The sequence below is a fragment of the Marinobacter alkaliphilus genome (assembly GCF_055394375.1).
On sequence record NZ_AP043751.1, the window covers coordinates 1,281,992 to 1,307,745 of the forward strand.

General features: G+C 59.8%; 20 protein-coding genes. 10 read left to right on the plus strand and 10 right to left on the minus strand.

Translation table 11 applies throughout. The features are described from left to right. Positions 1–19: 19 nt before the first annotated feature. From ACZ5Q2_RS05715 to ACZ5Q2_RS05725, 3 genes are all read right to left on the minus strand, one after another. Positions 20–1,639 carry a Na/Pi cotransporter family protein gene (locus tag ACZ5Q2_RS05715; protein WP_374787228.1) on the minus strand — a complete coding sequence of 540 codons (1,620 nt, stop codon included), beginning with the start codon at positions 1,637–1,639 and terminating at the stop codon, positions 20–22. A gap of 66 nt (positions 1,640–1,705) precedes the next feature. Then, on the minus strand, positions 1,706–2,914 hold the full coding sequence (locus ACZ5Q2_RS05720; protein WP_432210375.1) for an HD-GYP domain-containing protein: 1,209 nt from the start codon (positions 2,912–2,914) through the stop codon (positions 1,706–1,708). Further along, positions 2,911–3,720, minus strand: coding sequence for a TatD family hydrolase (locus ACZ5Q2_RS05725; RefSeq protein WP_061330902.1), 810 nt, complete (start codon positions 3,718–3,720; stop codon positions 2,911–2,913). Before ACZ5Q2_RS05725 ends, ACZ5Q2_RS05720 begins: the two co-directional genes overlap by 4 nt. A 119-nt stretch (positions 3,721–3,839) precedes the next feature. On the opposite strand from ACZ5Q2_RS05725, the gene ACZ5Q2_RS05730 reads away from it, so the two are divergent. Then, complete coding sequence (locus tag ACZ5Q2_RS05730; RefSeq protein WP_061330901.1) at positions 3,840–4,670, plus strand: polyphosphate kinase 2 family protein; 831 nt, start codon at positions 3,840–3,842, stop codon at positions 4,668–4,670. A 12-nt stretch (positions 4,671–4,682) separates the two neighbouring features. Beyond that, positions 4,683–5,954 carry a D-amino acid dehydrogenase gene (locus ACZ5Q2_RS05735; RefSeq protein WP_061330900.1) on the plus strand — a complete coding sequence of 424 codons (1,272 nt, stop codon included), beginning with the start codon at positions 4,683–4,685 and terminating at the stop codon, positions 5,952–5,954. A gap of 2 nt (positions 5,955–5,956) precedes the next feature. Here ACZ5Q2_RS05735 and ACZ5Q2_RS05740 read toward each other — a convergent pair whose 3' ends face one another. Continuing rightward, positions 5,957–6,637, minus strand: coding sequence for a tRNA/rRNA methyltransferase (locus ACZ5Q2_RS05740; RefSeq protein WP_058091586.1), 681 nt, complete (start codon positions 6,635–6,637; stop codon positions 5,957–5,959). Here ACZ5Q2_RS05740 and ACZ5Q2_RS05745 point away from each other — a divergent pair. Further along, positions 6,636–7,880, plus strand: coding sequence for a methyltransferase (locus tag ACZ5Q2_RS05745; protein ID WP_061330899.1), 1,245 nt, complete (start codon positions 6,636–6,638; stop codon positions 7,878–7,880). The genes ACZ5Q2_RS05740 and ACZ5Q2_RS05745 overlap by 2 nt on opposite strands. An 81-nt stretch (positions 7,881–7,961) precedes the next feature. Here ACZ5Q2_RS05745 and ACZ5Q2_RS05750 read toward each other — a convergent pair whose 3' ends face one another. Next, entirely contained in the window at positions 7,962–9,104 is a 1,143-nt protein-coding gene (locus ACZ5Q2_RS05750) for an OmpA family protein (RefSeq protein WP_061330898.1), read from the minus strand. Positions 9,105–9,268: 164 nt separating this feature from the next. Beyond that, complete coding sequence (locus ACZ5Q2_RS05755) at positions 9,269–11,593, minus strand: ATP-dependent helicase (protein WP_432210374.1); 2,325 nt, start codon at positions 11,591–11,593, stop codon at positions 9,269–9,271. A 190-nt stretch (positions 11,594–11,783) separates the two neighbouring features. On the opposite strand from ACZ5Q2_RS05755, the gene ACZ5Q2_RS05760 reads away from it, so the two are divergent. The 3 genes from ACZ5Q2_RS05760 (at position 11,784) to ACZ5Q2_RS05770 (ending at position 14,964) form a co-directional block, all read left to right on the plus strand. After that, positions 11,784–12,161 carry a DUF2237 family protein gene (locus ACZ5Q2_RS05760; protein WP_061330896.1) on the plus strand — a complete coding sequence of 126 codons (378 nt, stop codon included), beginning with the start codon at positions 11,784–11,786 and terminating at the stop codon, positions 12,159–12,161. Then, the gene (locus tag ACZ5Q2_RS05765; protein ID WP_432210373.1) at positions 12,162–14,306 is read left to right on the plus strand and encodes a tRNA(Met) cytidine acetyltransferase TmcA; all 2,145 of its coding nucleotides are present in this window, start codon (positions 12,162–12,164) and stop codon (positions 14,304–14,306) included. A 70-nt stretch (positions 14,307–14,376) separates the two neighbouring features. Then, positions 14,377–14,964, plus strand: coding sequence for an ankyrin repeat domain-containing protein (locus tag ACZ5Q2_RS05770; RefSeq protein ID WP_432210372.1), 588 nt, complete (start codon positions 14,377–14,379; stop codon positions 14,962–14,964). 10 nt (positions 14,965–14,974) lie between these two features. Here the strand turns inward: ACZ5Q2_RS05770 and ACZ5Q2_RS05775 are convergent, their stop codons facing one another. Continuing rightward, positions 14,975–16,078, minus strand: a complete 1,104-nt coding sequence (locus tag ACZ5Q2_RS05775; RefSeq protein WP_061330893.1) for an enoyl-CoA hydratase/isomerase family protein — start codon at positions 16,076–16,078, stop codon at positions 14,975–14,977. Positions 16,079–16,314: 236 nt separating this feature from the next. On the opposite strand from ACZ5Q2_RS05775, the gene ACZ5Q2_RS05780 reads away from it, so the two are divergent. Beyond that, positions 16,315–16,650 carry a c-type cytochrome gene (locus tag ACZ5Q2_RS05780; protein ID WP_061330892.1) on the plus strand — a complete coding sequence of 112 codons (336 nt, stop codon included), beginning with the start codon at positions 16,315–16,317 and terminating at the stop codon, positions 16,648–16,650. Between the two features lie 36 nt (positions 16,651–16,686). On the opposite strand, the gene ppnN is transcribed toward ACZ5Q2_RS05780, so the two are convergent. Beyond that, entirely contained in the window at positions 16,687–18,069 is a 1,383-nt protein-coding gene (gene ppnN / locus ACZ5Q2_RS05785) for a nucleotide 5'-monophosphate nucleosidase PpnN (protein ID WP_072676079.1), read from the minus strand. 121 nt (positions 18,070–18,190) lie between these two features. On the opposite strand from ppnN, the gene thiI reads away from it, so the two are divergent. Beyond that, on the plus strand, positions 18,191–19,645 hold the full coding sequence (thiI, locus tag ACZ5Q2_RS05790) for a tRNA uracil 4-sulfurtransferase ThiI (protein WP_432210371.1): 1,455 nt from the start codon (positions 18,191–18,193) through the stop codon (positions 19,643–19,645). 1 nt (position 19,646) lies between these two features. Here thiI and ACZ5Q2_RS05795 read toward each other — a convergent pair whose 3' ends face one another. After that, positions 19,647–20,660 (minus strand): histone deacetylase family protein, encoded by a 1,014-nt coding sequence (locus ACZ5Q2_RS05795; protein WP_061330889.1) that lies wholly within the window; start codon positions 20,658–20,660, stop codon positions 19,647–19,649. Between the two features lie 195 nt (positions 20,661–20,855). Between ACZ5Q2_RS05795 and ACZ5Q2_RS05800 the strand changes: the two genes are divergently transcribed. Both ACZ5Q2_RS05800 and uvrD read left to right on the plus strand, forming a co-directional pair. Continuing rightward, positions 20,856–22,304: an NAD-dependent succinate-semialdehyde dehydrogenase gene (locus tag ACZ5Q2_RS05800; protein ID WP_374787234.1), complete on the plus strand. Its 1,449-nt coding sequence runs from the start codon at positions 20,856–20,858 to the stop codon at positions 22,302–22,304. 272 nt (positions 22,305–22,576) lie between these two features. Beyond that, positions 22,577–24,742 carry a DNA helicase II gene (gene uvrD / locus ACZ5Q2_RS05805; protein WP_374787235.1) on the plus strand — a complete coding sequence of 722 codons (2,166 nt, stop codon included), beginning with the start codon at positions 22,577–22,579 and terminating at the stop codon, positions 24,740–24,742. Between the two features lie 149 nt (positions 24,743–24,891). On the opposite strand, the gene ACZ5Q2_RS05810 is transcribed toward uvrD, so the two are convergent. Beyond that, entirely contained in the window at positions 24,892–25,689 is a 798-nt protein-coding gene (locus ACZ5Q2_RS05810; RefSeq protein ID WP_432210370.1) for an undecaprenyl-diphosphate phosphatase, read from the minus strand. Positions 25,690–25,754 lie beyond the last annotated feature (65 nt).

Genomic DNA, 25,754 nt, shown 5'->3' on the forward strand with positions numbered 1-25,754 from the left:
AACGGGAGGGCAAAAACCGCTACTGCAGGTTTTCCGACTCCGGCAGCTGATGCTGGGCGCCATTGAGTAAATGGGTGGCCGGTTGCCATTTCAGGGCCTTGCTCCACTGGTCATTGAGCCGCCGTACAGAACTCAGGGTATCCAGAGCCTGGTCCCCCAGGGCGGTGCTGAAATCCCGCCGTACCATCATCTGCAACATCGCGTTTTTCAACCGGTGGTAAGTGCCCTCTGCCTCGGCAAGCAACGCCTCAGCCGGGCCTTCTGATGCGACCAGCTCCCGGATGGTATCCAGATAGTGCTCCAGTGTCTCAGCTTGTTCGGCAAACTCGGTCCGGTGGCTTAGCTGCCGCAGCTGCAATAGCCGGGTGGTCAGATCGGTGGCTTCGGCCAGGTAGCGGCAGGTGCGGATACTGATGGTCAGGGCATCCACCACAGACGGGTGCATTTTTTCTGCCTTCAGCCGGCCGATATAGTCAGTGATCGCCCGGTTCAGGTTGCGGATGGCATCGGCTTTCGGTCGGATATCGGCTTCGGTCAGGCTCTCCCGATCAAGACACACCCTCAGCAGGCCCCGGCTATGGCCGATCAGTCGTTTCATTTCCTGGTCCACCGCCCCGATCGCCAGTTCTGGCGTGGTGATCAGGGTATCGTCCAGATAACGGGGCACGGCATTATCTTCCTCCTTGCTTCGGAACATCCGGCCCAGAAACCGGGCAAAGGGTTTGGTAAATGGCAGCATAATGGCCGCCCCCAGGACATTGAACAGGGTGTGGAACAGCGCCAGAGAAACGGCGGGGTTGGCTTCCAGGTTCAGCCAGTCGGTCAGCATCGCCACGGTCCATAGCATCACCGGCAGTATCATCAGGGCGATGGCGCCGGTAAACACGTTGAACAGGATATGGCCAATCGCCAGCCGGCGGGCATTGGCAGTGGCTTTGAGGGCCGACAGGGCAGCCGTAGAAGTGGAGCCCAGGTTGGCGCCGATCACCGCCGCTGCCGCATTGTCCAGACTGATCAATCCACCGGCTGCAGCGGTCAGAACAATGGCCAGGGCGGCGCTGGAGGATTGCGTCAGAACCGTGGCCAGAAACCCGATGGCCAGAAACGTAAACAGGCCATAATCCGGGCTGATAATACCGCCGTCGGTAAAGCCCCCGGCCAGGGATTCCAGTGCCGTCTTGAGAATCGACAGGCCGAGGAAAAACAGCGCAAAGCCCGCCAGCGCTTCCCCCAGGAACTGATTCCGCTGGTTGCGGCTGATCATCTTGACGCCGACACCGGCCGCCAGCAGCGGCAGCGCCAGGGCTTCGATCTTGAACCCGAAGCCCACCAGGCTGACCAGCCAGGCGGTCATGGTGGTGCCTATGTTGGAACCGAAAATGACCCCGAGAGACTGAGCCAGGGTCAGCAGGCCCGCGTTGACAAAGCCAATGGTGGCAACGGTAACCGCCCCGGAATGCTGCACAATACCGGTGATGGCAAAGCCGGCCATCAGGCCCCGCAGGGGTGTCCTGGTCCAGGTACCTAACAGGTGTCGTAACTGGTGGCCAGCGGCGTTCTTCAGGCCGGTGGTCATCATTTCCATGGCCAGCATGAACAGCGCCAAGCCACCGAGAATCTGGAACACGGATGAGATCATGGTTCGGTTGTCGTTGTGGTTTGCGGATTAGTGGCGAGTGTAGCAGAGGTTGGCTGGCGCGATGCCTCAGGCCAGGAATTTGCGCACATCCAGTTTGTAGTCTTCCGGGTCCACCGCCCGGACAATCCGGTCCTGGTTGCCGGCGCGGGCAAGGTCGATGGTTTCCACCGTAATCGGTAGCCGGAACTTGGTGTGGTACATGACCCGCACCACCGGCAGGCGCTGATCCTGATCGTTGGTTTCCACCACCACGCCCAGCCGTCCACTCTCAAGCAGCACCAGCGAGCCCACCGGGTACAGGCCGATGCAGCGGATAAACTGTTTCACCAGGTTCGGGTCGAGATGGTCGCCGCTCCATTCGAGCAGCTTTTTCAGCCCCTGGGACGGCGTCATGCCCTTGTGGTATACCCGGTCGGAAGTGATGGCGTCGTACACATCGGTGATCGCTACCATACGCCCGTATTCGGTGATTTCTTCGCCCTTGAGACCCTCCGGGTAACCACTGCCATCCAGTTTCTCATGGTGCTGAGCAGCGGTAATCACGGCGATTTCGCCGATGCCTTCGGTGCTGGCAAGAATGTCCCTGGAGTGCCGGGCGTGCAGTTTCATCACCTCAAATTCTTCCGCCGTCAGGCGGCCGGGTTTATGCAGGATGTCATCCGGTGTGAGGATCTTGCCCAGATCGTGGAGCAGGGCGCCCACCACGGTTTGATGCAGTACGTCTGCCGGCAGGTTACGGTAGTTGCCGAACAGCGACATCAGCACACTGAGGTTAACGGAGTGTTCCAACAGGTAGTTGTCTTTCTCGCGGATGCGGCCAAGGCAACTCAGGGCGTTGGCGTTTCTCAGAACGGAGTTTTGCAGTTCGTCGGCCAGTTGGTGAATGGGCGCGATATCAATGGCGGCACCCATTTTGACGTTGTTCATGAAACTGCCTACCAGGCCTTGGGCCTGGCTGTGAATCCGCTGGGCGATGACAATCTCTTCAGTCAGGGCAACCTTGTGCTGGATGCCCGGGCGCTGTTCACCTGCCTTCTGCAGGGCCTGTTCATTGCGCCGGTCCACTTCCTGGGCGGTCTCAGCGTCCTGGGAGTCCAGCCCTTTCTCAACGTCGATATAGACGTATTGGACCCCCATCCTGCGGATTTTCTCGATGGTCTCTTCCCGCTTGATCACCCCTTTCTTGCGTTGGGTGTTATGGGGAATCCAGTCGTTATTCAGGTCGGAAATGTACATGCCGACCTTCAACGCAGCGATGGGAATGCGTTTGATCATGGTTGTGGGAAGAACGTCCTCAGGCTGTTCTGGTAGGTCTGGGTTAAGACCTGGTCGAGGGGGAGATCCTTCACCTCGGCGATTTTCTCGGCAACAAACGGCAGATAGAACGGGGCATTTTCCCGGCCACGGTAGGGTACCGGCGTCAGGAAGGGTGCGTCGGTTTCCAGCAGAATCTGCTCGATCGGGGCCATGCGTACGATATCCCGAACGTTTTCCGCCTTGTTGAAGCTGGTGATGCCGTTAAAGCCCAGGCACCAGCCCTGATCCAGCGCATAACGGGCCAGCCCGGGGCCGGAGGTAAAGCTGTGAATCACGCCCCGGCGGGTCAGGGTCTGCTCAAACTCCTGCAGGATGGCAATGGTGTCGTCGTCTGCGTCGCGGCTGTGAATCACAACGGGGCGATCGTTGTCGCAGGCAATCTGCAGCTGGCGACGGAATACCTCCCGTTGCACGCCCCGGTCGGCATTGTCGTAGTAGTAATCCAGACCGATCTCGCCAATGGCGACGATTTTGTCGTCCCGGGCGTGTTCGCGGATTTCCGCCTCCACTTCATCGGAATAGCTTTCCGCTTCGTGGGGGTGAATGCCCTGGGTGCCGTACACCCAGGGCTCAAGCTGGCTTAGTTCACGCACAGCAGCCAGGTTGTCCGGCGACACGGCAATGGTGATCACCCTTTCGATGTTCACCTTGCGGCTCTGTTCCAGGGTCTCGGCCAGCGGCCGATCCTTGAGGTAATCCAGATGGCAGTGGGTCTCGATGATCGGGTGATCAAATACGGGAATCTCACGACGTTTCTTACTCATGCCTGGGGTCTATGCTCCATCACAGCCGTCGCTTGGCTGCTATTCTGAGAATTGAATCACGTCAGTTTATCACCTTGGGTGATTGTTGCATTGCATCGTGCTGATAGGGAGTTTCCTTGATGGAGTATACGGCGTTCGCACGAACATGGTTTCTGGACCCGAAAAAACCGGCGCTGGGTCGATACCCCAGTCTGCTGGATGACGATGAAAAACTGCCGGCACTGGAGGCGAGCCTGGAAGATATCGGCGAGTACCAGCGCCGGCTTTGGGCCAATGGTCGGAAAGCCCTGTTGCTGGTGATACACGGCCCGGATACCAGTGGCAAAGACAGCCTGATTCGTACACTTGCTACCTATGCCGATCCCGCTGGCTTTCATGCCTGGTCGTTCAGCCGGCCCACAGCAACAGAATCCGCCCATGATTTCCTTTGGCGTGTCACCCCTTTGTTGCCGGCCTACGGGCAGATGGTCGCCTTCAACCGAAGCCACCACGAAGCGGTGATTGCGGAACGGGTTTGGCCTGTGCGGGCTGAGGAAACCTACGACTGGCAAGCCCGGTACCGGGCGATTCGGGATTTCGAGCAGCACCTGGTCAGTGAGGGTACCTTTGTGGTGAAGGTCTGGCTGAACCTGTCCGAAGACGAACACAAGCGAAGGTTGCTAAAGCGCCTGGACAAGCCTCGTAAACGGTGGAAGTTTGACCGCTCCGATATCGAGGGCTGGAAACTGCGAGACAAATACCAGGCGTATGCGGAGGAAGCGCTGGCAGCCACCCATTCCAATGAGGCTCCCTGGTTTATTGTGCCCGGAGATCGCAAATCCGAGGCCAGGGCCGTTGTCGCAGCCCTGGTGGCCGAAGTTTTGAAGCAGCTGGCACCGGATTATCCGGAGGAGCATCCGGATGTACTGGAAGAGTATCGGACCCTGCTGGCTGAGAATGGCGTGGAGTAACGGAGGCGAGTTATGCATATCGTGGTTGTAGGCGGTGGTGTGGTCGGCGTTACCACGGCTCGTGAGCTGCTGCGCCGTGGCCACCAGGTAACGGTGCTGGAGCGCCATCCGCTGGCCGGTAACGAGACCAGCAAAGGCAACGCGGCCCAGCGATCCTATGGTGTGGTCTATCCCTGGGCAGACCCCTCGATGGTGTTCAAGGCCTTGCCCTGGATTCTGCAGAAATCCGGCCCATTGAAACTGAAAGTGCCGCCGTCACTGGATGCCATGCGGTTCATGTTCGCCACACTTCGTTATGCCTGGTCGCCGGGTCTGTTCGGATTGAACAAACGGGCCATGTTGCGCCTGGGCATGCACAGTCGGGAGCGCTTCCTGGCCCTTGAGCAGGAACACGATCTGGCCTTCGACGGCCAGCATCGGGGGCTGCTGCACCTGGCCAGCAAGCCGGAGGCCATGGATGACTATCGGGCTATTCACGAACTGCTGAATGACATGGGTATTGCCTCCCGGCTATTGACGCCTGTACAGGTCAGGGAAACGGAACCGGGCATGACCGGTGATGGCCCCCTGTACGGTGCCATCAGCTACGACACGGATGGCACGGGCGACTGCCATCTGTTTTCCCGCTCACTGGCAAGGGTGTGTGAGCAACTGGGCGCAAACTTTCGATACGACGTGAAAGTGGAGCGGCTGGTTGCCGACGAAACTCGGGTAAACGCGGTGCAACTGACCAACGCGGACGGCCGGCTGGAAACTCTGGAGGCAGACGCCTTTGTAGTCTGCGCTGGTTGCTGGTCACCGCAACTGGTACAACCACTGGGGCTGCGTTTGCCAATCTATCCGATCAAGGGTTACAGCATCACCGTACCCCTGCGTGATGCGGCCAAGGGGCCGGTCAGTACGATTCACGATGACAACTTCAAGGTGGTGTCTACCCGCCTGGGTGACCGGTTGCGTGCAACCGGATTTGTCGAGCTGGCGGACTTCAACCGGGACATTCCGCAAGCGAGGATTGATACCATCAAACGGTCCGTTGAATCCCGTTTTCCGGGGTGTGCGGACCTGGCGGCGGCAGAGACGTGGACCGGGTTCCGCCCGATGACGCCGGATGGCCCAGCCATCATCGGCAAAGGCCCCAGGGACAACCTGTTCCTGAATACCGGCCACGGCACGTTCGGCTGGACCCTGTCTGCCGGCAGTGCAGACGTGATTGCGCAGGTAATCGATGGTGAAGAGCCGGCAGTGGTACTGGACCCCTTCCGGCCCGGACGCTTTTCGGAATAGCGTCAGAGTTTGCGCTCGATATTGCCGCACAGGGTGTGAACGAAGCCGATATCCCGGTCAGACAGCAGCGGCAGTTTTTCGAACACCCACTGGGACAGCTTTTCGTCCGCCGGAGCGTCCAGTTCTGGCAACAGGCCCTCCAGCCGCGAGCGCAGTGCCGCCAGTCCTGATGTGCTGGCCGCAGTTTCCGACTGTTCACTGGTTTTTTGCAGCCCGGACAGCTCCCAGGCGTAAAGCATCACCGCCTGGGCCAGGTTCAGGGAGGGATACGTCACCGCCATCGGGAAGCCGGTCAGCAGATCGCACAGGGCCAGCTCCTCGTTGGCCAGGCCCCGGTCTTCCCGCCCGAATACCAGGGCAGCCGTGGCTGCTGTGTCCCCCTTGTTAGAGATCACCGTGCGAAGTGCGGCGGGCTCGTGCCAGTCCTGCCGGTTATGCCGGGGCTTGGCCGAGGTGCCCATCAGCAGATCCGCGGAGTTTCTTACCGCGGCCAGATCAGGGAAAATGCGCGCATTGTCGAGAATGTGATCACTGCCATGCGCCAGCCAGTGGGCTTCCGGCCGGGTATGCAGGTCGGAATTGACCAGCCACAGCTCGGAAAAACCCATGGTACACAGGGCCCGGGCAGCCGCGCCGACGTTCTCCGGAACTTTTGGTTCAACCAGTACAAAGGCCAGTTTCATGACGTTACCTCCGGCGGCGAGTGTACACCAGTCGCCCGTGACTTTTTACAACCGCTGGCAGGCCGTGAACGACTGGCTTGCCCGGCATCAACCCCTCTGGCGTCCGATTCCTTTCATGGAGCCCGCGCCGGCGTGGATCCGGGATTATCCGGAACTGGCGGGCTGGCTGGAAGCGCTGGATGACCATGCCTGTGAGTATCTGGAAGAGAATCTGGCGGAGCTCTCGCAGAACGTCGCCCGTTTCGTCCCGGACCTCGCCGGTTACCCTGACCTGATAGCGGTGCCGGCCCTTGCCACCACCGAAGAAAGCCGGGCGGCGGCGCTGGCCGAAGTGGCTGCGGTGGATATGCCGGGGCGCAAGCGCGAGCAAGCGGGCGCCTTTTCAGCATCGGTGCGGCCACTGACTGGGCCGGTACTGGACTGGTGTTGCGGCAAGGGCCATCTGGCCCGCACTCTGGTTGGGCAAGGGGCGCCTTCGGTGCTGGGGTTTGAATGGAATCCGGAACTGGTGGCGGATGGCAATCGCCTCGCGCAGCATTACCAGGATCCTGTCACCCTGCGCCATCAGGATGTCATGGCTGAAACCCTGACCTGGCCCGGCAAGGTTCATGGTGTTGCCTTGCATGCCTGCGGAGACCTGCACCGCCAACTGATTCGCCGAGGCAGCGCGGAACAGACGTCGCGCCTGAGCTTTTCACCCTGCTGTTATCATCTGACGGATCATGAAAACTACCGGTTGATGTCTGATCAGGCATCGCAATACACCGGTGCGGTCACTATTGACCGGAATGGCCTGCGACTGGCCGTTCAGGAGACTGTTACGGCGCCGGCCAGGGTGCGCGAGCAAACCTGGCAAATCAGTATCTGGCGCCTGGGCTTTGATGCTCTTCAGCGGCACCTTCGCAGCGTTGATAGCTACCTTCCAGTACCATCCCATCCCGGGCGTTTGAATGCGGGTGATTTCAGAACCTTCTGTGCCTGGGCGGCCGATAAAAAGCGCCTGGAGCTGCCGGAAAATCTGGACTGGCAGCACTGGCTGGCGGAAGGGGGGCGCCGGTTCCAGAAGGTACGCCGGCACGAACTGCTGCGGCACCTGTTCCGGCGGCCGCTGGAGCTCTGGCTGGTGTTCGATTATGCGGTGTTTCTTGAGGAGCAGGGCTATCGGGTGCGGCTGGGGGCCTTCTGTGAGCGCTCACTGACTCCGCGCAACCTGTTGCTGGATGCGGTCAGGGTATCGGACTGATGTTTTTCTGAGGAGCGTTGGCCCGGAAACAAACAAGGCGCCAGAGGGCGCCTTGTTTGCTCATTACCTTATGTGTTGGTCTTAGCGACTAACCTGAATGCGTGCTTCAACACGGCGGTTCTGGGCACGGCCAGCGGCCGTGTCGTTGCTGGCAATCGGCTCGGCTTCGCCATAACCCATGGCGCTTACGCGATCCGGGTCAACGCCCAGAACAGTGGTCAGCCGGTTAGCAACGGCCTCGGCACGACGCTGGGACAGGAAGCGGTTGTACTCGGCGTCACCAATGCTGTCGGAGTGACCCGCGATTTCCACGGTGGTTTCCGGGTACTCGGCCATGAAGTCCGCCACGCGACGGATTTCGTTATCGAACGTGGCATCAATCACGGAGCTGTTCGTGGGGAACTGAACCCGCAGCTCAATGGTTTCCACGGTTTCAGTCACACCTTCGCAGCCGCGCTCGTCAACGGTGGCACCGGCAGCGGTATTCGGGCATTCGTCGCGGTAATCCGGCACGCCGTCACCGTCGCTGTCCACCGGGCAGCCCCGGCTGTCTACCTGAACACCGGCTGGCGTGTTCGGGCACTGATCGCGGTTATCGGGCACACCATCACCGTCTGAATCTGCAGGAGCCGGTGCTGGCGCGGGTTCAGGGGCAGGAGCGGGCTTCGAGGAAGCAACAGTGCGGGTGAAGGCCCAGCTCAGGCCAAGTGAGGCCATGGTGTCAAAGGTGCTTTCGTCAATACCGTGGAACTCGCGGAGATCACCACGGATGGAAATGCCGTTGCTGACGTTGTAGCGGAAGCCCACGCCAACATTGACCCGGGTTTCTTCGTGATCGGTGCCTGCAGTGGTGTAAGAAATGGTATCACCCACACCAAATTCTGCATGGCCGGCACCCAGTGATACATACGGGTTCCAGGCCGCATCCGGCCCCGCGAAATAGTAGGTGCCGTCAATTCTCAGTTCCTGAAAGTCAGATTCTCCCGGCACGTATTTGCGATCGGCGTTAGCCCGGGAATACACAGCTTCAACAGACCAGCGCGGCAGGAAGCGGTACTCAACACCAACACCAAAGGTGCCGGTTTCGCTCAGATCCCGTTTGTCATCAAACAGTTGGAAGCCGGCGAACGGGTTCAGGTAAATGGTTTCCTGGCGGTCGGCCAGAGCGGGAGTGGCAAGGGATGCTGTAAGGGCGGCCAGAGCGACCGGGCGCATGATCTTCATGCAGAACCTCCTGTTTAGTTGTTATTTCCTGCAGTTCTCTCAGGAATGAAAACTCCGAAAAACACCTGTATTACTCGGAATTTAGGCCAGTAAGCCAAAAAAAACAAAAAAATGACAGTAGTTGGTACGTCGGGAATTGTACGCAGTTCACTGACAGCGTCGTTTTAATCTGATGTCGCCGTGAAATACAGATGAGCGCTCTTCTTGCTGAAGTTCAGGGTATCGCCATTGGCAAAACGCACTTCAAACGAACTTTCATCCTCTGACGTCACGTCGCCAGCGCCAAAGATGGCGTGGACAACACGCGTATGGTGCCAAACTGGTTCCGTGGTATCAGCCTGAGGCGCAGTCTGGCCTTCAATGACAATTCCCTCCCGGCCTGCATAACGCAGGCTGACCGGTGTCAGCGGGACGCTCAGGCTCAGTGACCCTGTTCCTGTCGGATAGTTCCCCTCCAGTGCGGCACCCAGTTCCCTGGACAGCTCAAAGCACAACTCGGCCACAAACCGGCTGGGACCCTGGTCGCCCTCAAGGTGGGGTTGTTGACTGGCTGGCCGGGTGATCAGATGCAGGGCCTGTCGGGTTCGTGTCATGGCCACGTAGAGCAGGCGCCGTTCGCTTTCCAACAGTGCCCTGGCATCGTCCTGGGGCCTTGGGCTGTAGGGCAGGTATTTCTCCTGCAGGCCAGGAATAATCACCACTGGCCACTCAAGCCCCTTGGTGCGATGGATGGTGGACAGCAGCACCCCGTGATCTTGCTTCTCTCCAGCTTGCTGCTTCAATGCCTTGAGATGATCCAGCGCGCCCTCAGGCGTCAGATCCAGTCCTTTCAGGTAATCCCGGAAGCCCTGTACCGTATCAATGCGCTCCTCGGCACTGTCGTGGGTCAGCGCCAGGCTGCGAATGCCCTCGTAGAGCTCCATGTGCTCCGCATACACACTGATCAGCCCGGCCACCGGCCCCTTGTATCGCTCAAGCTGCGCCAGCACCTCCCCCAGCTTGCGAAGTTTGCGGCCCGCCATCGGGGCAAGCGCGTCAAAATCCATCGCAAGCAGCCGCTCATGCCAGGCCCCGTCAAACGCCGCCAGGAACTGTGCCAGGTTCTCCAGTTCAGGCTCTTTCAGGCCCACATGGGGAAACCGGAGCAGCAGCCGCGCCAGATCCAACCGGTCGGTATCCGGCAGCAACTTCAGCCGGCCGGTCACCACCATCAGCAGGGCGGTGATGGCCTGCACCTCGCGACTGAAAAGCGCACCCTTGCCGGCGTCAATCCGATAAGGCACCTGTTGGGCCAGCAACTTCAGCTCAATCGGCACACTCTGGCTCCACACCCGGAACAGAATCGCCGTCTGGCTGTTCTGCTCCGGCGTTTGCTGCTGCAGAATACGCAGCACCTGATCACCGTCATTCTCCGCCCGATGCAGGTCCACGGTGGTCGCCGGCGTGGACGGATGCGAATGACACATCACATCCTTACGCCCGGTGTTGTGACAGATCAGATGATTGGCCAGCAACGCTACCCGGTGGCCATAACGAAAGGTGAAACTCAGGGTCTGCTCCAGCGGGCTCTCAAACTCATCGCTGAACCGGCGCAAAATAAACTCCGGCTTGGCCCCGCGAAACTCGTAAATGGTCTGGTCCGGATCTCCCACCACCGTCACCCGCGCCCGGTCACCGGCCACGTAGCGCAACAATAGATGCTGAATTTCATTGGTATCCTGGTACTCATCCACCAGAATCAGATCCATCTTGTTGCCGACCAAGCGCTGCAACGGCGGGTTCTGATGAATCGCCATCACCGGCTCATACAACATATCGGCATAACTGATCCGCCCCTGGCCCTTGCGCCACTGCTCGAAACTGTGGAACAAATCGATCAGATACCGGTGCTTATCGGAATACCCCAACTCCTCAAACACCACCTCCGCCGGCGACAACCCGGTCTTCACCCGATCAATAAACCCGGTGGCCGTCTCCACAAACTCCTTCTTGTTGCGCCGAATCTCATCCGCCAGATCCTCCGGCGCCAACCGCCGGGTCAACAACCAGGCCTGAAACGCAATCTCCTGCTCGGTCAGAATCTTCTCCGAAAACCCGGGCAGATAACCCTCTCGAACAAACCGCTTGTACAGCCGCAGCCCCATGGCGTGATACGTCCGAATCTCCGGCAACGCCAGCCCGGACTGATCACACACCTCCTGCAACTTCCGCTCGAAATCCACCCGGGCACTGCGATTGAACATCAACACCAGCATCCGGCCCGGATCGTGGCCCTGCTCCAACAGAAACCGAATCCGCCAGGCCAGCGTTGAGGTCTTACCACTGCCCGCCACGGCAGTGATCACCGCATGCTCATAGCCGGCAGTAATAATCGCCCGCTGCTCATCGGTGAGAAACTCGGGCAGGTGAGAGGTATCCGGGATTTGGGGTTTGGTAGGCATGCGGGCTATTGTACTGGCCAACTGGTAGCGGGAATAGCGCTCCCGCATAATTGACGAGTCGATCTTTTGCGCTTTTGACTACACCACCTGTGGTTGAAAACAGGGTTCGGGTAGCCTTTCCAAAACTGTGCGGAGCCATGGATGGCGGAGCCCAAGCGTCACATGGATGTGCCGTAAGGAGCGTGTTTTGGAAAGGCTACCCGAACCCTGTCAACTCCGAAACTGGAAGGCATAGGAAATGCAGAACTCTGAAGCACTGAACGTACTGGGTGAAAAACTGGAAACCTGCGGCAACAACCCGAAAACCGGCTTCTATCGCGACGGCTGCTGCAACACCGGCCCCGATGATCTGGGCAACCACACCGTCTGCGCCATCGTCACCGCCGACTTCCTCGACTACTCCAAAGCCCAGGGCAACGACCTCTCCACCCCCAGACCCGAATTCGGCTTCCCCGGCCTCAAACCGGGCGACAGCTGGTGCCTCTGCGCCGGCCGCTGGCAACAAGCCTTCGAAGCCAACAGTGCCCCACGGGTCAAACTGCGCGCCACCCACCAAAGAGCCCTCGAAGCTTGCGAACTTGCTGACCTAAAAGCCCATGCTGCGGATCTCAGCTGAATGACTGACGCAAGCCGGGAGCATCCGACCGCAGACTGGCAAAGCCTGCAAACCAGGCTCAGAACCATCGGCCACCGCCGCCTGATTCTGGTGGAGGGCTCGCAGGAAAACACCTGCACCTGGATGCACCGGCAACTGTCCCGGATGAATACCAGCCACAGCTTGTGGGTTGGCCGGGCCGAACACGCCGAAGCCGTGGGCCTGCCACACCTTCAGGCCAACCATTACCAGCAATGGCTGGGCCGGGAAACCAGCCTGCTGGTTTGGGACGGCTGGCAAGGCAATCCGCCAGATGCCTTTGCGGCACTGGCAGGCACGCTGCAGGCCGGAGGGTTACTGTTCTGGCTGGTGCCGCCCCTGGATCGGTGGCGTCACTACGGCGATCCGGATTATGTCCGCACCGGCCTTGATCAAGCCGAAGAGCATCCATTTGCCGCCAGGCTGGCGATGGTGATCGGTGGCGATGCCTCCATCATCCGGGTACAGGCAGACGACTCAGGCTTGGCTAACTGGCCGGAATTGCCGGCACATACTGCCGGTTTCACCCCGCAAACCACCGATGAACAGCAACAACTGCTGCAACACCTGGTGCGGTTCGGCCAGGGCCGCCGCCGACGCCCCCTGGTGATCACCGCCGACCGGGGCCGTGGCAAGTCTGCCGCCATGGGCATCGCTGCGGCCCGTCTGCTCCTGGCCGGTCGCGAGCAGGTGCTGGTGACGGCACCTTCCCGGGATAACGTGGATACCCTGTTCAGGCACGCAGTGCTCGAACTTGGCGAAGAACTGGCTGAGCAATCGGAATCGGAACTTGTGACCCGTACAGGCCACCGCCTGAGCTATATGCCAGTGCCAGAGCTGCTTGCCGCCCGCCCGGCCGCCGAAGTGGTTCTGGTGGACGAAGCTGCCGGCCTGCCGGCGCACTGGTTACGCGACATACTGTTGGGCTGGCCGAGGGTGGCTTTTGCCACCACGGTTCATGGCTATGAAGGCACCGGGCGTGGTTTTGCTATCCGGTTTCGCGAGATTCTCGACCGGGAAACGCCCCACTGGCGCGGAATCCCGTTACACCAGCCGGTACGCTGGGCTGGTGATGATCCTTTGGAACAGCTGGTGTTCAGGCTGTTTCTGCTGGCCGCCGAGGGTGCGGTAGAACCCGTGCCGGAGGTTGCTGACGTTGATATTCAGCCCTGGGTACCGGCTGACGCCAGCGAGCAGGAGCTGTCACAGGCTTTCGGCCTGCTGGTTGATGCTCACTACCGGACAACGCCCGCAGACTTGCGGCAATGGCTGGATGACCCCTGCGCGCAATCCTGGCGCGCAGAGTACCGGGGGCAAACGGTGGGTGTGCTTTGGGGCACCGTCGAAGGCGGTATCGAAGCAGGATTGGCCGAGGAGATAATGCAGGGCCGCCGCCGGGTAAGGGGCCACCTGCTGGCACAATCTCTGGCCAGCCATGGTGGCTTCCCGGAAGCGGCCAGCCTGAAAACCCTGAGAGTGGTCCGCATTGCAGTTGTGGAACAGGCCCGCCATCTGGGGATAGGTCGCCAACTGGTGGATGCTGCCGCCGCGGCTTGCCGCGGGCAGAGCCTGGACGCGATCGGTACCAGCTTTGGTGGCAACGACCCGTTGGTCAGATTCTGGCAGGCTTGTGATTTTCGGGTGGTTCGTCTGGGTTTGCGCCAGGAAGCGAGCACCGGCGAGTTTCCGGTGCAGATGATGCGCGGCCTGTCCGATGCCGGAGCCAGTCTGGAAACGCAACTGAGAACCCGGTTTGCCCGCCACTGGCAAGTGTTGGTTCCTCGCCACTGGTCGCAGCTTGAGCCGGTACTGATCGGCACCCTGGGCGCAGACTTGCCGCCAGACACCGGCCCGGATAACAACGACCGGCGTGACCTGAACAGTTTTGCCCATGGTTATCGCGGGTTCGAGCTGAGCTTGCCGATGCTGCAAGCGGTAAGCGCCGCCCCGGGAGTGATGGCCTGGCTTTGCCAGCAACCGGACTTTCCGTTGTGGTGCCGGGCGGTGCTTCAGGGTTGGTCGTGGGCAGCACTGCAGGCTGCGTTACTGTGCAGCGGTCAGCGGGATGGTGAGCAGCGGCTCCGGGGGTTGGCCTGTCAACTTCTGCAAAACGGGCCCGAGTTGTGAACGGTTCGATTTAATTCTTGCCATCGGCTGCTCAGAATAGCTGCAAAAATCACACAAGAGATTGCTCATTATGGCCAGGGAAGCAGGCAAGGTTGTTCTTCTATTCGTCACCGTCACATTAGCGTTGCTGTCTGGCTGTGCGTCAACGGGCGCCGGAAAATGTGCAGCCGACAATCCCGGAGATCCGGGCCAGCTAATGGCAGCGGTCAAGGCCGATGAAGACCGGGCAGTGCTCAACCTGCTGTCGCAGGGAGTCAGTCCGAATGTTCAGGCTGATGCCGGGGAAAGCCCGCTGATGGTGGCCTCAACTAACGGTAATCGCCGGATTGTGCGCCTGCTTCTGGCGGCGGGTGCAGATGTGAATGCCCGGGATGCCCGTGGTTATACTGCCGTTATTCACGCGGCGGAAAACGGCCACCTGGCGGTGGTCAGGGCCTTGCTGGCGGCCGGAGCCAATGTGAATGTCAGCCAGGACGGGCAATCCCTGTTGATGAAAGTGGTGGAAAGCGGCGACTTGCTGACCGCCGAAATGCTGCTGGCGGCTGGGGCCGATGTTCACTTCCGGAGCGCCGATGGTCGCACCGCCCTGGACCTGGCCCGGGCCAGTAACAACCAGGACCTGGAAATGTTGCTGGTCCAGGCGGGCGCTGCGCGGTAGCCGGGCCGGGTTAGTCCAGGCCCATCGGGTCGTCGGTATCATCCCACACCGGCTGAAAGTGCCGCTCGATAACGTCCTCAGGCACATCCGCTACCGACGGGTAGGACCACACCGGCGACCGGTCTTTATCGACCAGCAGCGCGCGAATGCCTTCCACCAGATCGGGGCGGCGCGTGCACTCCTGTGCCATTGCCAGCTCCATTCGGAAGATGTCCTTCAGCGACATCTGCTGACCTTTTTGCAGTTGGTGCCAAACCAGCCAGGCAGTGACCGGTGAACCCTGCCGGAGGGTTTGCTGACAGGCTTGCCACCAGGGGTCTTCATTGCGGGCAGACAGCAGTTGGTCCACCACGGCTGGCAGCTCATCGCCAGCACTCAGGCGCGCAATGGTCTGTTCGTGCTGCTCCAGGTGGCCGGCCGCCAGACTGCGATAGTCCAGCGCTTCAATCTGACTGAGCAGGCGGAACAGACGGTTGTCGTCTGCCGCCGCTTCACCGGTCCAGCGTTCGTCCTGTAGCCGAGAGAGCAGGGCGCTAGCCTGCTCAGGCTCGATAACCAGGTCGGCCAGGCCCACCCGAAGTGCGTCGCTGACGTTGAGCCGCGCTCCGGTCAGGCCCATGAACAGGCCCAGGCGCCCTGGCAGGCGGTTAAGGAACCAGCTGGCACCGACATCCGGAAACAGACCGATGCTGATCTCGGGCATGGCCAGGGTGACATCCGGGGTTACCAGGCGGTAGCGGCAGGCCGATAACAGGCCCAGCCCACCCCCCATGACAATGCCGTGTGCCAGGCCAATCACAGGCTTAGGGAAGCGGTGAACACTGTAATCCAGGCGGTATTCACTGGTAAAGAAGCGGGCCGGGGCCTCGGCGTCGCCTTGGCCTTTCAGGGCATCGTAGAGAGTACGGATGTTACCGCCGGCGCAGAATGCGCGGTCACCAGCCCCCCGTAGTACCACCAGGCAGATCCGATCGTCCTCGGCCCAGGCATCCAGGGCCTCCTGAGCCTGAATGATCATCTCTTCGGTCAGTGCATTCAGGGTATCGGGTGAATTCAGTGTCAGCAGGCCAATATGGCCTTCCCGGCAAGGGAGTTCCTGAACCTCTACAGGCATGAAGTGTCTCTCCGGCAATCACATTGTTCCGTTACAGGTCGCAGTTAGCGGTTTGTTCGTACTGTCCTTTACCCGGTCCGAGAGTAAAAGAGGACCATGGTCGCACGAATGTCCTTGATCTATCACAGATCTATCACATTTGAGGCAGGGGCCGCCTGTGCTATAAGTGAAACCTGAATTACTGTCCGGCATCATCGCCGGTGAGTGAACGTTAAAACGATGAGAGGGTGAACACAATGAATCTGAAGCACTTCGCAGTTGCTGGTCTGTTTGCGCTGGGCGCAGCCGCTCCGTTTGCGGCTGTTGCGGGCGATGCCGCTGCTGGCAAAGCCAAAGCTGCAGTCTGCGCCGCCTGCCACGGGCAAAACGGTATCTCCCAGATCCCGATGTACCCGAACTTGGCCGGTCAGAAAGAACAGTATTTGGTTGCTTCCATGAAGGCTTACAAGAACGGCCAGCGCCAGGGTGGTCAGGCTCCGGTGATGCAGGGTCAGGCTACTGGCCTGAGCGATGAAGACATCGCCAACCTGGCAGCCTATTACGCCAGCCTGCCGGCTGACGGCGGCAAGTAAGACTTTCTGCTCTGTCTGCTCTGAAAGTGGTGCGGCTCAGGCCGCACCACTGACAATCCGGTAGCAGGGCCGATAGGCCGACGTGCCGGGCAGTTTCATCCGGTTCTGCTCCACAAACTGCTCCAGCATGGCCTCCAGGGGCCGGATTAGCGTCGGATCACCGGCGATCTCAAACGGACCCTTCTCCTGGATCTGCCGGATACCACTCTCTTTGACGTTCCCCGCCACAATGCCGCTGAAGGCCTTGCGCAGATTCGCTGCCAGCAGATGCACCGGCTGGTCTCGGTGCAGCTCCAGTGCCCGCATGTTGTCGTGATTCGGTTCAAACGGTAACTGGAACACCGGGTCGATCTTCAGCATCCAGTTGAAATAATAGGCATCCTGCATCGCGCGCCGGAAGGTTTCCACGTCTTTCATGCCCTGTTTCATGGTTTGTGCCACTCGGCCAGGGTCATCAATGATGATCTCGTATTTGTTGGCCGCCTCGTCGCCCAGAGCATTGCGGATGAACTTGTCGATCATTTCGAAGTATTCGGCATTCTCCTTGCGCCCGGTGAAGACGACCGGGAAGGGCAGGTCGGCGTTGTCCGGGTGTAGCAGGATGCCCAGCAGGTACAGAATTTCTTCCGCAGTACCTACGCCACCTGGGAACACGATCACGCCGTGGCCGCAGCGGACAAAGGCCTCCAGGCGTTTTTCAATGTCTGGCATGATCACCAGCTCATTCACAATCGGGTTTGGGGCTTCGGCACCGATAATGCCTGGTTCGGTAATGCCGATGTAGCGGCCGTTCTTCACCCGTTGCTTGGCGTGGCCGATGGTGGCCCCCTTCATCGGCCCCTTCATGGCTCCCGGCCCGCAGCCGGTGCAGATGCTGAGCCCGCGCAGGCCGAGTTGATGGCCTACGTCTTTGCTGTACTGGTACTCATCGTGGCTGATGGAGTGGCCACCCCAGCACACTACGAGATCTGGCTGGCGACCGGCCTCCAGCACCCGGGCGTTGCGTAGGATATGGAACACCAGGTTGGTGATGTCTTCCGGGTTGTCCCGGCGGAACCCCGCGACGGTGTTGGGAATGGAATGGCTATATACGATGTCCCGCAACACTGAAAACAGGTGCTCACGGATTGCCCGCAGCATTTCGCCATCCACGAAAGCGTGGCCGGGCGCGTTGATCAATTCCAGCTTCAGGCCGCGGGGCTGGGGCACCAGGCGAACATCGAAATCGGCATGGGCCTCCATCAATTCCTTACAGTCGTCGGTTTCAACGCCGGTGTTGAGCACGGCCAGGGCGCACTGGCGGAACAGACGGTACAAACCACCCTCGCTCTTGTCCTTGAGCCGGTTGACCTCGTGGTTGGAGAGGATTTCGAGGCTGCCCTCCGGGGAAACCAGGGCATTCATGGTGGATTCGGTCATCGTTGATGGAGCTCCTGATGGTTTCGGCAATGACGGATTTTGAGCCACTCTGGCAAAAGGGTACACTAAGGCCTTTCTGCTTATTACGCTACCCGACGTTATTCCGATCAAAGACTTTTTTATGAAACTGCTTATTCGTCCCGCCCCGGAAGTGGCCATCAAGAGTAAACCCGTTCGCCAGCAGCAAATGCGCCAGTTGCGGCAGAATATTCGTAAGTTGCTGTCCCGGCTGGACCCTGAGATTCGGGTGGACGTCAGTTGGGACCGGGTGGATGTGGAGGTTCCCGATGACCGCAGCCTGGAGGGCCCGGTGATCGATGAGCTGACCCGTATACCGGGTATTTCGACCATCCAGGAAATTGGCGTCTTTCCCTTTGTCGACATGGACGACGTCGGCGAAAAGGCGGTGCAGGCCTACGCAGACCGCCTTGCGGGCAAAACCTTCGCCGTGCGGGCCCGGCGCCATGGCAGTCATTCGTTCCGGTCCATTGATCTTGAACGCTCAGTGGGTGCCGCATTGCTCCAGGCTTCGAACGCCCGGGGAGTTGACCTGAAGAATCCGGACCTGGAAGTGCGGATTGAGCTCAATGAGGAACAGTTCCATATCGCCCATCGCCGCCATGAGGGCCTTGGGGGCTATCCTCTGGGTACCGTGGAAACGGTGATGACCCTGGTGTCTGGCGGTTATGACTCCTCTGTTGCTGCCTACCTGATGATGCGCCGAGGTATCCGCAGCCACTTCCTGTTCTTCAATCTGGGCGGCACCGCCCATGAGGTGGGTGTGCGCCAGGTGGTGCATTACCTTTGGCAGCGGTATGGGGCCTCCCATGGCGTGAAGTTTATTTCGGTACCCTTTGAAGGTGTGGTGGCCGAGATCATGCAGTCAGTGAATCACCGGCATTGGGGTGTGGTACTTAAGCGCCAGATGCTCAAAGCCGCGGCGGAAATTGCCCGGGATTATACGGCTACCGGCCTGGTGATGGGCGATGCCGTCGCCCAGGTGTCCAGCCAGACCCTGACCAACCTGAACGTGGTTGACCGGGCCAGTGACGAAGTGGTGTTGCGCCCGCTGATTGCCATGGACAAGCAGGAAATCATCCGCATTGCCAAAGAAATTGGCACCGAGCCCTTCGCCCGGACCATGCCGGAGTACTGCGGGGTTATTTCCAGCAAGCCGGTTACCCGCGCCAAGCTGCACCGGGTTGAGGAAGAAGAAGCCAACATGAACCCGGAGGTGCTGGCGCAGGCCATTGCCAATCAGCAGGGCACCATGGTGAGCCAGTTGCTGGATACCATCACCACACCGGAAGAAGTGGAGTTGGTGCAGACCCCTGCGGTGGAAGACGTGATCATCGATGTGCGGCACCCGTCGGAGGAAGAACGTTCACCGCTGACACTGACCAACAATGAAATCCTGAAAATTCCGTTCTACGAACTCAACCAGCAGATGTCTGATCTGCCGGCCAACCGCCAGTACCTGCTGTACTGCGACCGGGGCACCATGAGCCGGATGCACGCCGGTCACCTGAAGGCGGAAGGGCATGGCAATGTGAAGGTTTACACGCCTGCGGCCTGAGTCAGCCCGCCAACCCCTTGAAAAACTGCTGGACATTCTCGCTGAGGGTGTCCAGGTCATACCCGCCTTCCTGCACCACCAGCGTCGGCAGGCCCAGCTGGCGGATGTGGGTGCTTAATCTGCAGAAGCCCTCGGATGTTACCGAGACCTTGGCCTGCGGGTCGTTTTTGTAGATATCAAAGCCCAGGGTCAGGATCAGTGCATCCGGCTGGTACAGCCGGATTGCGGCCAGGGCCTCCTCAACCTTGGCAAAGAAGTCGTCCTCGCTGGCGCCATGGGGCATCGGCATATTGATGTTGTAGCCGTAACCTTCGCCCTCGCCCCGTTCATCCTCAAAACCACTGACCACCGGATAGAAGTTGGTGGGGTCGCCGTGAATGGAGATGTACAGCACGTCGCTGCGGTCGTAGAAAATCTCCTGTATGCCCTGGCCGTGGTGCATATCGGTATCCAGGATGACAGTGCGCGGAAACCGGCTTTTCATATGCTCGGCGGCAATGGCCGCATTGTTCAGATAACAGAAGCCCCCTGCCGCGTCTTTGCGGGCATGGTGGCCTGGTGGGCGACACACCGCATAGGAGGTGCGTTCACCTGCAATCAGGGCATCCGCCGCGCCCAGGGCGGTCTGGGCCGACCAGTAGGCCGCTTTCCAGGTGTTTTCGCCAATCGGGCAACTGCCATCCGCCAGATAACAGGCCGCCTCAGCCAGTATGCCGCGCATGGCATTGGGCGAGCGCACGAAGATATTGGACATCACCTCATCGCCCCAGTCCTCGTTTTCCATCCATCGACGATGGGCAGACTCCAGGAAACGAAGGTAGCCCAGGTCGTGCACCTTTGATATCGGCGCCGCGCCCTGATCGGCCGGCTGAAGAACCGGAATCCCCATCGCCTTCAAGCCTTCCAGCATCTGGCTGGTGCGGTCGGGAACCTCCTGAGGCTGACGCATTTGGCCACGGGTGAAATACGTTTTGGGAATATGCAGATCCTGCGCCGGATGAAAAAATGCCTTCATTGAACCGCCTCCTCGGGAGTCTGGAAATACTCTTCCGAGTATAGGCAGTGACACTGAGGGGTCAACGAATCGCCGGCCGCGTTTTTTACACGCTGCCTTTACAGGCCGGCGATCAGCATCCACTATGAAAGACGTTCCAATACACCCGCGCCCCGTCGCACCCGGGCGCACCCAGGTTATTGAAGAGGAGCCGAAATGATCGAGTCACCACTGCTGAAAAACCTGACAGGCTACATCGGTGGGCGCTGGACCGACAGTGCCGGCGGCAACACCTTTGATGTGTTCAATCCAGCCACCGGCGAAGTGGTTGCCAAAGTGCCGTCCATGTCAGAGCAGGATGTGCTGGATGCCGTTGAGGCAGGCAAGTCTGCGCTCCGGCTCACCAACCCCTGGCCCATCGAGACCCGGCGCAAGTGGCTGGAAGACATTCGCGATGGTTTGAAAGAACATCGCGAGGAAATTGGCCGAATCCTGTGCATGGAGCACGGTAAGCCGTTGAAGGAAGCCCAGGGCGAGGTGGACTACGCTGCGGGTTTCTTCGATTACTGCGCCAAACACGTCAACGCCCTGGATGCCCATACCATCCCTGAGAAGCCCAAGGATTGCACCTGGACCGTTCATTACCGGCCTGTTGGTGTGACCGGCCTGATCGTGCCCTGGAATTTTCCCATTGGCATGATTGCCAAAAAGCTCTCGGCTGCCCTGGCGGCCGGCTGCCCGTCTGTGATCAAGCCGGCCAGTGAAACGCCGCTGACGATGGTGGCCTTCTTCAGCGTGATGGACAAGCTCGGGTTGCCGGATGGCATGGTCAATCTGGTCATGGGCAAGGCCAGCATGATCGGCAAGGTGCTGTGCGAGCACAAAGATGTGCCGATGCTCAGCTTTACCGGTTCCACCGAAGTGGGCCGCCGGTTGATTCTCGATACGGCGGAGCAGGTGAAAAAACTGGCGCTGGAGCTGGGCGGTAATGCACCGTTTATCGTCTTTGACGACGCCGACCTGGACGCCGCTGCTGACAACCTGATCGCCAACAAATTCCGTGGTGGCGGCCAGACCTGCGTGTGCGCCAACCGGATTTTCGTGCATGAAAAGGTCGCGGAAGCTTTTGGCCAGAAGCTGGCTGAGCGGGTTAACAAGATAACCGTTGGCGATGGCATGAAAGACGGGGTCGACATTGGCCCGCTGGTTAACCAGGCCGGTTTCGACAAGGTCAAACGCCACCTTGAAGATGCCCTGGAGAAAGGCGGCAAGCTGGTGGCCGGCAAGCAGCCGGCGGAGTTGGGCAAGGGTCTGTTTTTCCCGCCCACCGTGGTCATGGGCGTCAATCGGGACATGTGTTGTTATCAGGAAGAAACCTTCGGCCCATTGGTGCCCATGGCGCTGTTCCGTACTGAGGAAGAAGTCATCGATGCCGGTAATGACACCGAGTTCGGCCTGGCGTCCTACGTGTTCACCGCCGATGCCGAGCGTGCCCAGCGAGTCGCCGCCGGCCTGCGCTTCGGTCACGTTGGCTGGAACACTGGAACCGGCCCCACGCCGGAAGCGCCTTTTGGTGGCATGAAAGCCTCCGGTATTGGCCGTGAAGGGGGTTTGGAGGGCTTGTTCGAGTTTGTGGAAGCTCAAACCGTACCGCGTGGTTTCTAAGACATAAGCCCTCATCTTTTGAGGTGTCGCACGGGGGAGGTGCCCCTTCGTTGCCAGGCAGCGCAGGAACGGGGACTTCTTCCCAGGACTGTCTGTGGTCATGGATGGCCACAGTCAAGCGCACAGGGATGTGCTCGTAGCGTGTCCTGGGAAGAAGTCCCCGTTCCTGTGCGTTAACCCCAAAAGAGTGGCGCCAATCCCTGCCCGACAAACCGGCTTTTCTCCTGTTATACTCTCAGGCCTGTTTATTTAACCAGTAAAAGCCAGGTGCCATGGACGTTTCCCACATTATCGACCCCCTGAACGACGCCCAGCGCGAGGCCGTTACCGCCCAGAACGATCACCTGCTGGTGCTGGCCGGCGCGGGCAGTGGTAAAACCCGTGTACTTGTGCACCGGATTGCCTGGCTGATGACGGTAGACCGGGTACCGCCCACCGGTATCCTGGCGGTGACCTTTACCAACAAGGCCGCCAAGGAGATGCGCTACCGCATTGAGGAGATGATGAATATTCCCTCCCGCGGGTTATGGTTCGGCACCTTTCACGGCATCGCCCACCGCCTGTTGCGCTCCCACTGGAAAGACGCCGGCCTGCCGGAGAATTTTCAGGTGCTGGACAGCGACGACCAGCTGCGCATGATCAAGCGAGTGATGCGGGAGTTTCAGATTGATGAAAGCCAGTGGCCGCCCAAACAGGCCCAGTGGTTCATCAACAGCCAGAAAGACGAAGGCCTGCGCGCGGACCACATCCAGGAAAATCCCGGCGACCACTTCACCAGCACCATGCTCAAGATCTACCGCCAATATGAAAAGCTCTGCCAGCAGGGCGGCCTGGTGGATTTTGGTGAGCTGCTGCTGCGCTCCCACGAACTGTGGTTGCATCGGCCGGAATTGCTGAAGCATTACCAGCAGCGTTTCCAGCACATTCTGGTGGACGAGTTCCAGGACACCAACACCATTCAATACGCCTGGTTGCAGGTGCTGGCCAGTAACCGCGTTCCGCTGACCGTGGTGGGTGATGACGACCAGTCCATCTACGGCTGGCGTGGCGCCAAGATCGAGAACATACAGCAGTACCAGCGGGACTTTCCCAATGCCCGGCTGGTCAGACTGGAGCAGAACTACCGATCCACCCAGATGATCCTGAAGGCCGCCAACTCGGTGATCGCCAACAACCAGGGCCGTTTGGGCAAGGAATTGTGGACCGACGGCCCGGATGGCGAGCCCATCAGCCTGTACGCCGCGTTCAACGAGCAGGATGAAGCCAACTACATCGCCGATTCCATCAATGCCTGGGTTAACGACGGCAATCTGCGCAGCGAATCCGCCATCCTGTATCGCTCCAATGCGCAATCCCGTGTGCTGGAAGAGGCGCTGATGCGCCAGGGTATTCCTTACCGGGTATACGGCGGCCTGCGCTTCTATGATCGCCAGGAAATCCGCAACGCCCTGGCATACTTGCGCCTGGTGCAGTACCACCGGGACGACGCCGCCTTTGAACGGGTAGTAAACATTCCCACCCGGGGCATCGGAGCCAAGAGCCTGGCGGAATTGCGGGAATACGCCACCGAGCAAGGCATTTCCCTGTGGGAATCCGCCGAGCGCCTACTGGCGGCGGGCCAGGTCAAAGGCCGGGCGAAAACCGGTTTGCAGTCGTTTATGGAGATCATCAACGGCTTGTCTGAAATGGTTGGTGAGGCGTCATTGCAGGGCCTGATGAAACAGGCCATCGAAGCCAGTGGCCTGAAGGACTACCACGCCAGCGAAAAAGGCGAGAAGGGCCAGGCGAGGGTAGAGAACCTGGAAGAACTGGTGAGCGCGCTGTCGGATTTCGAGGTGGAAGACGGTGTCGATCCGCTGGCGGAATTCATCGCCCAGGCCGCGCTGGATGCTGGCGAAGCCCAGGCCGATGCCCATGAAGACAGCGTGCAGTTGATGACTCTGCACTCTGCCAAGGGCCTGGAATTCCCGCTGGTGTTCCTGGCGGGTGTTGAGGAAGGTTTGTTCCCCCACAGTATGTCACTGGAAGAACCGGGGCGCATGGAAGAGGAGCGGCGGCTGGCCTATGTGGGCATTACCCGGGCGATGAAAAAGCTGGTGCTTACTTACGCGGAATCCCGCCGTTTGTACGGGCAGGAGAAGTTCCATGCGTTGTCGCGGTTTGTGCGGGAGATTCCGGCGGATTGCCTGCAGGAAGTGCGGTTGCGCAATACGGTGACGCGCCCGGCGATGGTCGGTCGTCCGAATGAGAGCATGTTCAGCCAGGATTCGGCCCAGCAGTCCGGTTTCAGCCTCGGCCAGCGCGTTCGTCATCCGAAGTTTGGGGAGGGCATCGTGATGAACTCCGAGGGGACCGGGCACCATACTCGCGTGCAGGTGAACTTTGATGAGGGGGCCAAGTGGCTGGTGTTGGCTTATGCTCCGTTGGAAGCCTGTTAGTTCAGGAGTGTCGCACAGGGTTGGGTAGGCCTTTCCAAAACACGCTCCTTCGGCACATCCATGTGACGCTTGGGCTCCGCCATCCATGGCTCCGCACAGTTTTGGAAAGGCCTACCCAACCCTGCGCCCCAGCAATGTGTTGGCCGCCGTTACATCAGAACCGCGTAAATCACACCCGCCAATGCGATGCGGTAGAGAACGTAGGGCCACATGCCTACCGTGTTCAGCCACTTCAGGAAGAAATGGATGGCGGTAATGGCGGTGATAAACGACGTAACACCACCCACCAGAAAACCGCTCCAGTCGACAATCACATTCGATGAAGCCACATCCAGCAATTTAACCGCAGACGCCAGCGTGATAATTGGAATCGCGAGCAAAAACGAGAACCGGGACGCCGCCTCCCGGGACAGGCCCAGGAACAGGCCGGCAGTGATAGTGGCCCCGGAACGGGAAGTGCCGGGAATCAGGGCCAGGGCCTGGGCACAGCCGACCAGAACGGCGTCTTTCCAGGTCAGGGAGTCCATCGTGCGCCCCTTGTTGGGACGCCAGTCAGCCCAGCCCAACAGCAAGCCGAAAATCAGGGTGGTGAAGAACATCACCTCCACCGCCCGCAATTCGTTGTCGATCATGTCCAGCAGGGCCAGGCCAGCCAGACCCGCGGGGATGGTGCCGATTACCAGAAACCACGCCAGGTTGCCCTGGCCAATCATCCGGCGCTGGCTCAGGGAAAGCAGGCCGTCCCGGGTGATGCTGAACACGTCCCGGCGAAAGTAGATCACCACGGCCAGCAGCGTACCCACGTGGACGGACAAGTCGAAGCCAACGCCCTGGTCGGTCCAGTCAAAAAAGGCGGGTACAAGGATCAGGTGGCCGGAGCTGGAGATGGGGAGAAACTCTGTCAGCCCCTGAAGAATGCCGAGAAAAAACGCCTGAAAGAAATCCATGTTGTCCTGTCCGTTTGCTGGGAGAGGCCCCTCCCGGTTTGCCAGCGAGCGATAGTATCAGGCGC

Coding starts and splice junctions, on each gene's coding strand:
- ACZ5Q2_RS05715 (WP_374787228.1), bottom strand. CDS start 1,639: ATGATCTCATCCGTGTTCCAGATTCTCGGTGGCTTGGCGCTGTTCATG.
- ACZ5Q2_RS05720 (WP_432210375.1), bottom strand. CDS start 2,914: ATGATCAAACGCATTCCCATCGCTGCGTTGAAGGTCGGCATGTACATT.
- ACZ5Q2_RS05725 (WP_061330902.1), bottom strand. CDS start 3,720: ATGAGTAAGAAACGTCGTGAGATTCCCGTATTTGATCACCCGATCATC.
- ACZ5Q2_RS05730 (WP_061330901.1), top strand. CDS start 3,840: ATGGAGTATACGGCGTTCGCACGAACATGGTTTCTGGACCCGAAAAAA.
- ACZ5Q2_RS05735 (WP_061330900.1), top strand. CDS start 4,683: ATGCATATCGTGGTTGTAGGCGGTGGTGTGGTCGGCGTTACCACGGCT.
- ACZ5Q2_RS05745 (WP_061330899.1), top strand. CDS start 6,636: ATGACGTTACCTCCGGCGGCGAGTGTACACCAGTCGCCCGTGACTTTT.
- ACZ5Q2_RS05740 (WP_058091586.1), bottom strand. CDS start 6,637: ATGAAACTGGCCTTTGTACTGGTTGAACCAAAAGTTCCGGAGAACGTC.
- ACZ5Q2_RS05750 (WP_061330898.1), bottom strand. CDS start 9,104: ATGAAGATCATGCGCCCGGTCGCTCTGGCCGCCCTTACAGCATCCCTT.
- ACZ5Q2_RS05755 (WP_432210374.1), bottom strand. CDS start 11,593: ATGCGGGAGCGCTATTCCCGCTACCAGTTGGCCAGTACAATAGCCCGC.
- ACZ5Q2_RS05760 (WP_061330896.1), top strand. CDS start 11,784: ATGCAGAACTCTGAAGCACTGAACGTACTGGGTGAAAAACTGGAAACC.
- ACZ5Q2_RS05765 (WP_432210373.1), top strand. CDS start 12,162: ATGACTGACGCAAGCCGGGAGCATCCGACCGCAGACTGGCAAAGCCTG.
- ACZ5Q2_RS05770 (WP_432210372.1), top strand. CDS start 14,377: ATGGCCAGGGAAGCAGGCAAGGTTGTTCTTCTATTCGTCACCGTCACA.
- ACZ5Q2_RS05775 (WP_061330893.1), bottom strand. CDS start 16,078: ATGCCTGTAGAGGTTCAGGAACTCCCTTGCCGGGAAGGCCATATTGGC.
- ACZ5Q2_RS05780 (WP_061330892.1), top strand. CDS start 16,315: ATGAATCTGAAGCACTTCGCAGTTGCTGGTCTGTTTGCGCTGGGCGCA.
- ppnN (WP_072676079.1), bottom strand. CDS start 18,069: ATGACCGAATCCACCATGAATGCCCTGGTTTCCCCGGAGGGCAGCCTC.
- thiI (WP_432210371.1), top strand. CDS start 18,191: ATGAAACTGCTTATTCGTCCCGCCCCGGAAGTGGCCATCAAGAGTAAA.
- ACZ5Q2_RS05795 (WP_061330889.1), bottom strand. CDS start 20,660: ATGAAGGCATTTTTTCATCCGGCGCAGGATCTGCATATTCCCAAAACG.
- ACZ5Q2_RS05800 (WP_374787234.1), top strand. CDS start 20,856: ATGATCGAGTCACCACTGCTGAAAAACCTGACAGGCTACATCGGTGGG.
- uvrD (WP_374787235.1), top strand. CDS start 22,577: ATGGACGTTTCCCACATTATCGACCCCCTGAACGACGCCCAGCGCGAG.
- ACZ5Q2_RS05810 (WP_432210370.1), bottom strand. CDS start 25,689: ATGGATTTCTTTCAGGCGTTTTTTCTCGGCATTCTTCAGGGGCTGACA.